This window comes from Streptosporangium jomthongense (genome assembly GCF_042650425.1).
GTDB lineage: Bacteria > Actinomycetota > Actinomycetes > Streptosporangiales > Streptosporangiaceae > Streptosporangium.
Genome location: NZ_JBHSBC010000036.1, coordinates 64,382 through 73,006 on the forward strand (window position 1 = coordinate 64,382; position 8,625 = coordinate 73,006).

At 73.1% G+C, this 8,625-nt stretch carries 5 protein-coding genes; 2 read left to right on the forward strand and 3 right to left on the reverse strand.

Features of this window, described 5'->3' with window-relative positions:
• Positions 1-122: 122 nt before the first annotated feature.
• Positions 123-4,151 carry an nSTAND1 domain-containing NTPase gene (locus tag ACFOYY_RS30960; RefSeq protein ID WP_386194549.1) on the forward strand — a complete coding sequence of 1,343 codons (4,029 nt, stop codon included), beginning with the start codon at positions 123-125 and terminating at the stop codon, positions 4,149-4,151.
• Here the strand turns inward: ACFOYY_RS30960 and ACFOYY_RS30965 are convergent.
• Both ACFOYY_RS30965 and ACFOYY_RS30970 read right to left on the reverse strand, forming a co-directional pair.
• Entirely contained in the window at positions 4,148-4,726 is a 579-nt protein-coding gene (locus ACFOYY_RS30965; RefSeq protein ID WP_386194552.1) for a hypothetical protein, read from the reverse strand. The two genes, ACFOYY_RS30960 and ACFOYY_RS30965, sit on opposite strands and share 4 nt — an antisense overlap.
• A gap of 180 nt (positions 4,727-4,906) precedes the next feature.
• Complete coding sequence (locus tag ACFOYY_RS30970) at positions 4,907-5,341, reverse strand: MarR family winged helix-turn-helix transcriptional regulator (RefSeq protein ID WP_386194555.1); 435 nt, start codon at positions 5,339-5,341, stop codon at positions 4,907-4,909.
• Positions 5,342-5,403: 62 nt separating this feature from the next.
• Here ACFOYY_RS30970 and ACFOYY_RS30975 point away from each other — a divergent pair, with 62 nt between their 5' ends.
• Positions 5,404-6,528, forward strand: a complete 1,125-nt coding sequence (locus ACFOYY_RS30975) for an FAD-dependent monooxygenase (RefSeq protein ID WP_386194558.1) — start codon at positions 5,404-5,406, stop codon at positions 6,526-6,528.
• Positions 6,529-6,600: 72 nt separating this feature from the next.
• Here ACFOYY_RS30975 and ACFOYY_RS30980 read toward each other — a convergent pair whose 3' ends face one another.
• Entirely contained in the window at positions 6,601-8,601 is a 2,001-nt protein-coding gene (locus tag ACFOYY_RS30980) for a hypothetical protein (RefSeq protein ID WP_386194561.1), read from the reverse strand.
• Between the last annotated feature and the right edge of the window lie 24 nt (positions 8,602-8,625).

Sequence of the window (8,625 nt, forward strand, 5' to 3'; positions counted from 1 at the left end):
CCGCCGTACATGAGTTAAGGGGGTGCCTAAAAGATCTCGGGCGATGTCCGTACAAGTCGGGACAGTGGGGTGATGGCTCTATACACTCCGGGTACGGCTGGCCTCGGGGCGAGGAGGGCGCTTTGCGAGAGAAGTCCCCGAAAGAGGATGAATCCGGGGTAAAGGGGATCGCGGAGCGGCGGGATTTCGCCCGGGAACTGTCTCTCCTGCGGGAGAGGGTGGGGTACACGGTCAGAGAGGTGGCCCGCGCGACCGGGATTCCGGACAGTACCGTCGGCGGGTATTTCTCCGGGGCGCACCTGCCCTCAAGGAAAACACTCGTCGACGTTCTCGGCGCCTGCGGCGTCCGTGACCAGGACACGCTCGATGAATGGGTTCAGGCGCTGCTGCGGATACGCCGGAGCCCGGGGCGACGACCCTCAAGTGCTCCGGTGCCCTATCGGGGGCTGGCGAGTTTCCAGCCCGAGGACGCCGACTGGTTCCACGGCAGGGACGGGCTCGTCCGGCTGCTGCGGGAACGCGTGGCCATGCTCGCCGGGGACGGCGGTGGCGTGCTCGCGGTGGTCGGGGCCTCGGGGTCGGGCAAGTCGTCACTCCTGAGAGCGGGACTGATCCCGGCACTGACCCGCGACGGGTACGGGCAGGTCACGGTGCCGCCCAACGATGGAGGCGGGCAGGCCACGGCGCCGGCCCGCGACGTGGACGGACAGGCCATAACACTGTCCAACGACGGGCATGGAGTGGACGCGCTGCGGCCCGGTGACGCGGACGGGCCGGTCACGGCGTCGGTCCGCGAGGGGTACGGGCAGGTCGCGCCGCCGGCCCGCGACGGGAGCGGGCGGGCCACTCCGGTGACCCGTGACGGGTACGGGCACGTCACGTTGCTGACTCCCGGGGAACGGCCGATGGAGCGATTACCCGGGGAATGGGGGGAGACCGGCGGCCACGTCCTGGTGGTGGACCAGTTCGAGGAGGTCTTCACCGAGTGCCGGGACGAGGGGGAGCGGCAGAGGTTCGTCGCCGTGCTCACCGGCGGCGCCGGGCCGGACGCCCGGCCGCCAGGGGGAGGCGTGGTGGTGTTCGCGCTACGCGCGGACTTCTACCCTCAGGCGCTACGGCACCCGGCGCTGGCCCGCGTCCTGCAGGACTCCCAGGTCCTGGTCGGGCCGATGAACCGCGACGAGGTGCGTGAGGCGATCGTCAAGCCCGCGCGGCAGGCCAGGGGCGACGTCGAGGACGGCCTGGTCGAACTGGTCCTGCGCGACCTGTCGCCCGCTGACCCGGGAGCGACGGGCGCCACGGCGCACGACGCGGGGGCGCTCCCGCTGCTGTCGCACGTGCTGCTCACCGCCTGGCGTGACGGCGGACGGCGGAGGCTGACCGTCGCCGGATACCAGGCGAGTGGAGGCATTCACGGGGCCGTCGCGCAGTCGGCGGAGGAGGCCTACGAGGCGCTCGACGAGACCGGTCGCGCGCTGGCCGGACGGCTGTTCCTGCGGCTGGTACGCGTCCCGGGGGAGACGTCAGGGAACGTTCCGGGCACCCGGCGCCCGCTGCCCTGGCGTGACCTGCGGGAACACGAGCACGCCGAGCAGCTGGAGCGGATCGTGGGCGCGTTCGTCGCCCTCAGGCTGCTCACCGCGGGTGCGGAGACCGTCGAGATCACCCATGAGGCGCTGCTGTGGTGCTGGCCCAGGCTACGCGGCTGGATCGACGCCGACCGGGCCTGGCTGCTGACCGCGCAACAGCTGGAGGAGGCCGCCGACCTGTGGGAACGGGAGAACCGGGACCCGGCCGCCCTCTACCGGGGGACGCGACTTTCCGCGGCCAGGGCCTGGCTGGAGAGTGCCTCCCACCACCCGGTCAACCCGCGCGTGCGCGACTTCGTCACCGCGAGCGGGCGGCGCGAGCGCGGACGCGTCCGCAGGCTCTACCGGCTCATCGCGTTGCTGAGCGTGCTCGTCCTGGTCACCGCGGGCACCTCCGTCGCGGCGGTGCGCGCCTCCGACACCGTCGGACGCCAGCGTGATGAGGCGCTGTCGGGCAAGGTCGCCAACGAGGCCGACGCGCTGCGCGCCGCGAATCCGGCCCTGGCCGCCCAGCTCGCCCTGGCCGCCTACCGTCTCGCGCCGACCAGGGAGGCGCGCGGCAGCCTGCTCAGTTCCTTCGCCAACCCTTACGCGGCCCTCGTGCCCGGCCACACCAACGCCGTCTACGCCGTACGGCTGAGCCCAGGCGGGCACACCCTGGCCAGCGCGAGCATGGACGGCACCGTCCGCCTGTGGGACCTGACCGATCCGCACCGGCCCGTCCCGCTTGCCGTACTCACCGGGCACACCAAGGGCGTCACCAGCGCCGTCTTCAGCGCCGACGGCCACCTGTTGACCACCGGGAGCGACGACGGCACCGCCCGCCTGTGGGACGTGGCCGACCCGCGCCGTCCCCGTGCCCTCGCCACTCTGACCGGCCACACCGGCGTCGTCAGGGCCCTGGCCCTCAGTCCCGACGGTCGCACCCTGGCCACCGCGAGCTATGACCGTACGGCACGGCTGTGGGACGTCGCCGACCCGGCGCACCCCGCCTCGCTGGCCGTGCTGCGCAGTCCCCGCGATGGGCTGTCCTCGACGGCCTTCAGTCCGGACGGCCGTTTCCTCGTGGTCGCGGGAGCCGAGCCGGTCGTGCGCCTGTGGCGGGTCACGGATCCGCACCACCCCGTACGGTTGCCCGACCTGCGCGGCAACGGAGCCCGCGTGCTGTGCGTCGCCTTCTCTCCGGACGGGCGCCTGCTGATGACCGGGGGGTTCGACAACGCCGCCTACCTGTGGGACGCCACCGACCTTGAGCACCCCAGGCGCCTTGCCGCCCTTGAGGGGCACACCGGCGGGATCGTCGGCGCTGTGTTCAGCGCGGACGGCCGCACCCTGGTCACCAGCGGCTACGACCGCACGATCCGGATGTGGGAGGTGGGCGATCCGCGCCGCGCCGGTGCCCCCGTCGTGCTGGAGGGCCACTCGGGCACCGTCTACTCGGTCGACCTCGCCGCGGACGGGGCGGTCCTGGTCAGCGGCGGCTTCGACGAGACGATCCGGGTGTGGGACCTGCGCAGGCCGGTCATCGGCGGCCACGAGGGCGAGGTCAGCGCGGTGGCCTTCAGCCCGGACGGCCGCACCCTGGCCACCGGGACCTACCGGTCGGTCCGGCTGTGGGACGTCTCGGATCCGTACGGGGTCCGGCCGTTGGTCACCCTGACCGGCCACACCGACAACGTCGGGGCGCTCTCCTTCAGCCCGGACGGGCGTACCCTGGCCACCGGCGGCCTGGACGGCACGGTCCGGCTGTGGGACGTCGCCGTTCCGGCCACCTTCCATCCCGCCTCGGCCGTTCCCCGCGCGACCCCGGTCGCCCCCCGGGCCGTCCTGACCCCAGGGCTGGGCAACGTCTTCGCCGTCGCCTTCGATCCCGGCGGTGGGAGGCTGGCCGCGGCGGGGGAGAACGGCGCGGTCGTTCTCTGGGACACCGCCGACCTCGGCCGCGCGCCGGTCACGCTGACCGGTCACACCTCCGGCGTCTACGCGCTGGCCTTCGATCCGGCGGGCCGCCTCCTGGCGACCGGGGGCGCCGACCACACCGTGCGGCTGTGGGACCTCACCGGCACACGCCCCCCGGTCACGCTGACCGGCCACACCAACACCGTCAACGCGGTGGCCTTCAGTCCCGACGGGCGTACCCTGGCCACCGCCGGAGCCGACCGCGCCGTGCGCCTGTGGAACACGGGCACGCAGGCCGGGGGTCCGGCGACGGTCCTCGGCGGCCATGGCGACGCGGTGAACGCGGTGGACTTCAGCCCGGACGGGCGAACCCTGGCCACCGCAGGGGCCGATCGCGCCGTCCTGCTGTGGGACCTGACCACCCCCGGCGGCCCGGTGCCGGTCGCCACCCTGACCGGCCATCTCGGCGCGGTCTACGCCCTGGCCTTCGACCGGCGCACCGGCCTGCTGGCCACGGGCGGGCAGGACGCCACGGCCCGGCTGTGGACCGTCGACCCCGCGTCGGCCGCCCGGCGGCTGTGCGCGCTGTCGCCCCCGCCGATCACCCGGGCCGAATGGGAACAGCACCTGCCGGGCATCCCCCCACGGGGGCCGTGCCCCTAACCAGGTGGCCGGGAGCCGTAGATCTCCGGGAACCCGCGCACGATCGCCGCCACCGTCTGCCCGGGCGTCATCGCCGTGCTGTCGACGGCGAGATAGCGATAGCCGTCCTGGTCGGCGGCGATCGTCGTGTCGGCGGCGTCGTATCGGTCCACCCTGTCGCGCCACTCCTGGGTGGTCCGCTTGGCGCGGGTGAGGCGTCGGCGCAGGCGTTCGTCCGGCTGCACGAGCAACTGGACCATGAACACCTCGTCGGCCTCGGGGACGAGTTCGCGGAAGCGCAGGAAGTCGTCGCGCGTGGTGAGGAAACTTCCCGTGATGACGTTCTCGAAGCCGGCGGCCCAGTAGTTGCGGACGAGGGCGGCGACGTTGTCCCGGAGCAGCCGCCAGAACGCGTCGTCGAAGAGGCACGGATTGACCTGGCCCAAGTCTTCGGCGTCGACCCTCGCGCCGCTCGGCGTGTGGGGCAACAGCGCACGGATGATCGTGGTCTTGCCCGCGCCCTCCTGTCCCGAGACAAGGATCAGGCGGCGGACGATAGGGCGGTCTGGACGTGGGGTTCGACCGGGGCGGGTCACGGTCATCCACCCTGCCACAGACCGTGAGACCTGCGCCGACCCGGGAAGCCCGGATCCGCGGGTGTTCCACCGAGGACGCACGGGTGCCGTCCCGGCAGGCCGGTGAAGCGGTGGCCTCCGGTGCCGACCGTACCGGGCGGACTCCGGGGTGCGGGGTGACGGCCGGACGTCCCTGCGGGCCTACGGCGATCGCAGGTTGCCGAGCATGCGTTCCAGCAGTCCGGTGAGCGCCCGGAGTTCCTCGTCCGACACCCCGTCGAGCATCCGCCGGTTGACCTGGCCGAAGACGGGCGCGATCCGGGGCGCGAGCGCCCGGCCCGCCTCGGTCGCCTCGATCACCACGGCGCGCCGGTCGCTGGGATGCCTGCTCCGGCTGATCAGGCCCTTGGCCTCCATCCTGTCCAGGAGCCTGGTCGTCCCTGCGGTGTCGGTGCCGAGCACGACGGCCAGCTGGGCCGGACCGGTCTGCCCCCGCAGCACGTTGAGCAGGAGCGCCGCCTGCTGCGAGGTGATGTCGAAGGGCGCCAGCCGCGCCTCCACGGCGTTGCGCAGCTCCCGGCCGACCTGCTGGACGAGTCTTCCGGCGGCGAGCACGGCGATCAGGGAAGGATCCATGGCGGCAAGAATAGCTGCTCCAGCAGTTGCTGTCGCGGCAGTTAAATCGTAGGGTCGCCACCGTGAGAACCCATGTACTGATCATCGGTGCCGGCGTCGGCGGGCTCTGCCTGGCGCACGGCTTACGGCGGGCGGGCATCGAGGTCAGCGTCTTCGACCGCGACGCCTCGGCCGACTTCCGCGGCCAGGGCTGGCGGCTGACCGTCAAGGAGACCGGCAGCCGGGCACTGCGCGCCTGCCTGCCCCCTCATCTCTTCGACCGCTGCGTCGAGACGTCACTCGAACCCGCCACCCGGCTGGTGGTCGCCGACCACCGCCTCAACCCCAGGTTCGCCAACCCGGTCCCGCCGTACCCCCGGGACCAGGTGTTCGGCGTCAACCGCCTCACGCTCAGGGAGATCCTGCTCAGCGACCTCGACGTGCGCTTCGGCAAGACCTTCACCGGTTACCGCACCACCGAGGACGGCGGGATCCGGGCCGTCTTCGCCGACGGGAGCCAGGCGGACGGGGACCTGCTCGTCGGCGCCGACGGTGTCGCCTCCGCCGTACGCGGACAGCTCGTCCCCGACGCGGAGATCGAGGATTTGGGCCGCATGATCTACGGCAGGACGCCGCTCACCGAACGCACCCTCGACTGGCTGCCCGGCGTCTTCACCGACGGCTTCAACATCACCTCCGACCCGGCGGGCACCTCGTTCGGCGCCGTCGCCTGCCGCGCCCGCGGCGGTCACCCCGGCCTCACCCCGGTGCCCGACTACCTCGCCTGGTCCCTGCGCGGCTGGCCGGGGGCGAGCACGATCGCCGCCGACGAGTTCAGGCGATGGGACGGCGAACGGCTGCGCGGCCTGGCCCTGGACACCCTGCGGCGGGCCGGCTGGCACCCCGGAGCCGTCCAGGTCGTCGCCGAGGCGGAGACCGAGGCGACCTTCCCCGTCAACCTCCACTCGGCCCGGCCCGTACGGCCATGGCACGAGCCGGGGGTGACGCTGCTGGGCGACGCGGTCCACGCCATGTCACCCGGGCAGGGCGAGGGCGCCAACACGGCGCTGCGCGACGCCGCCCTCCTCGCCGAACTGCTCGCCACGCTTCCCCCGCTCGAGGCCAAGGCGCGCTACGAGAAGGAGATGCTGGAGTACGGCTTCGCCGCCGTCGCGGCCTCCCGCACCAGACCGCTCTTCACCCGGTGACCGGCCTTCGAGGACTTCGGGCGCGGGCGGCGACGGCGTGACGACCTCCCACGGCCCCGGCCGTGAGAGAGGTCAGTTGGTGTGCGGGTTGGGCAGGTGGTCGCCCACGTGCCCGACCCAGACCTTGCCGGTGAGGCCGCCGGAGTCGTCGTGGAAGTGGATCCTGGGCGCCGGGCAGCCGCCCTTGCGGATCTTGATGTGCGCCTCCATCATCACCTTCCCTGACGGGTGCACCTCGGCGGGCACGGAGAAGGTCCGCCTTGTGCTGTATCTGCCGTTGGTGTTGACGGTCTTCGACTCGCTCATCGCGACCATCCCGGCCGGGATGGTCAGGACGGCCGAGCTCCTGCACCAGTCGAAGAACCCTCCGGAGAACTCGCCCGACGATCTGGCCTGGGCGAAGGCGTCGAGCGCGCGCAGCGCGTCCCAGGTCTTGGAGGCCCAGACCCTGGCGAGTGTGGGGTAGGTGAGGTCGAGTTTCGCGGCCTCGGTGTCGGTGTCGCCGATCTCCACGTGGACCAGCTTCTCCCGCGCCATGTTCAGGGCGTCCATGAGGCTGGTCGGTTCGAAGACGGCGTCGTCGGGGGAGAGCCCGAAGGCGGGACTGCCCGCCCTGGCCAGCCTGCCCTCAAGCCAGCGGACCCGTTCCTGGAGCTTGCGGGCGGACGCGACGGCCTCGGCGTACTCCTGCTGGAGGATCTCGTGCTCGGTGTGCAGGCGGTCCATCTCACCGGCCAGCCTGTCGCTCTCGTCCTCGGCCTCGGCCAGCAGCTGGTCGCCGCTCTGCCGTACGACGACCAGATCGCGCAGGCCCTCGACGTGCGCGCCGAGGGTGCGCATCTGACGCAGGATCTCCCCGTTGCCGGAACCACTGCCGGAACCGCCGCCGGAACCGCCGCCGGAGGCCCCGGATGAGGAGGCCGCCAGGCCGAGGGCGGCGTCCAGCTCGCCCCGCAGCTCCCTGACCACCACGGCGGCGACCAGGCGGGCCAGCTCGTCCACGTCCAGGGAACGCCGCTCCTGCGCGGGCTCCGGCTCGGCGGCCGGGACGGCCGTCGCCGCGGGCTCGGGTTCGGCGGGGGGTTCCGCGCCGCGCGCGGGGACGGGTTCGGCGGGGGCGCTGCGGGGGCCCATCGCCATCATCCAGCGGCGCAGCCCGTCTCCCGGGGAGCCGGTGGGCGCGGGACGCGGGGTCATGGCCTCGGCCAGGTCACCGGCGGTCGCCTTGCCGACCAGGATTCTGGAGACGACCCGGTAGGCCCGTTGCACGTCGTCGGGGAGCGCGCGCCGCGCCGTCTCCCCGATGATGCCGTCCGCGGCCAGGTCGAGGGCCTGCCTGCCCTGCTTGCGGACCATCGCCCCGCCCATCGGGCGGTGCCGGTAGGGGTAGCTCTCCCCGCCCGGGTCGAACGGGGCCACGTAGGTGCGGATCCCCCCGCCGAACACCCCGAGGTCGGAGCCCATGGCCTCGTTGAAGCGCTGCTGGGCGTGCAGGTCGGCGAAGCGCGCGACCATCCCGGCCCCGGCGACCGCGCCCGCCAGGTATTCGGCCCGGGTCCTCGCCGCCCGCGGGTCCTGCGGATCGACCGAGACGACGGCCACCGGGACGCGGCGCCTGCGTTCGGAGAGCACCGAGACCAGCCGGTGGACGGCGTCCTCGTCGACCTCCTCTGCGGCGTCCGGCAGGTGCGTGCCGCCGTCGGTGATCCTGGCGGTGCGCAGGTAGGCCTGGACGAACCCCGGGGCGTGTCCCGCACCGCTCTCACCGTCCCCCTCGACCGTGACGACCACCCAGCCCGCCGGTCCGCCCGTCCGTTCGGCGTAGGCGACCCGGGTGCGCAGCAGGCCCTCCGCCCGGTTCTCCTCGACGAGGTAGCGCCCGCACTCGCCCGAGCGCTCGACGCGGACCCGGACTCCGTCCCGCTCGAACTCCTGCGCCTCCCTGCCCGTCTCCGGGGCCGGCAATCCCCTGGCGGCGAGCCACTCCCCGAAGGTGCGTCGCAGCCGGGGGGATATCGGTGCGGTCCTGTCCCGGAGGACCGCTTGGTACAGGCGACTTACGTTCGGCGACATGGCAGCGACTTCCATACTCACGAG

Coding starts and splice junctions, on each gene's coding strand:
- ACFOYY_RS30980 (WP_386194561.1), bottom strand. CDS start 8,601: ATGTCGCCGAACGTAAGTCGCCTGTACCAAGCGGTCCTCCGGGACAGG.
- ACFOYY_RS30970 (WP_386194555.1), bottom strand. CDS start 5,341: ATGGATCCTTCCCTGATCGCCGTGCTCGCCGCCGGAAGACTCGTCCAG.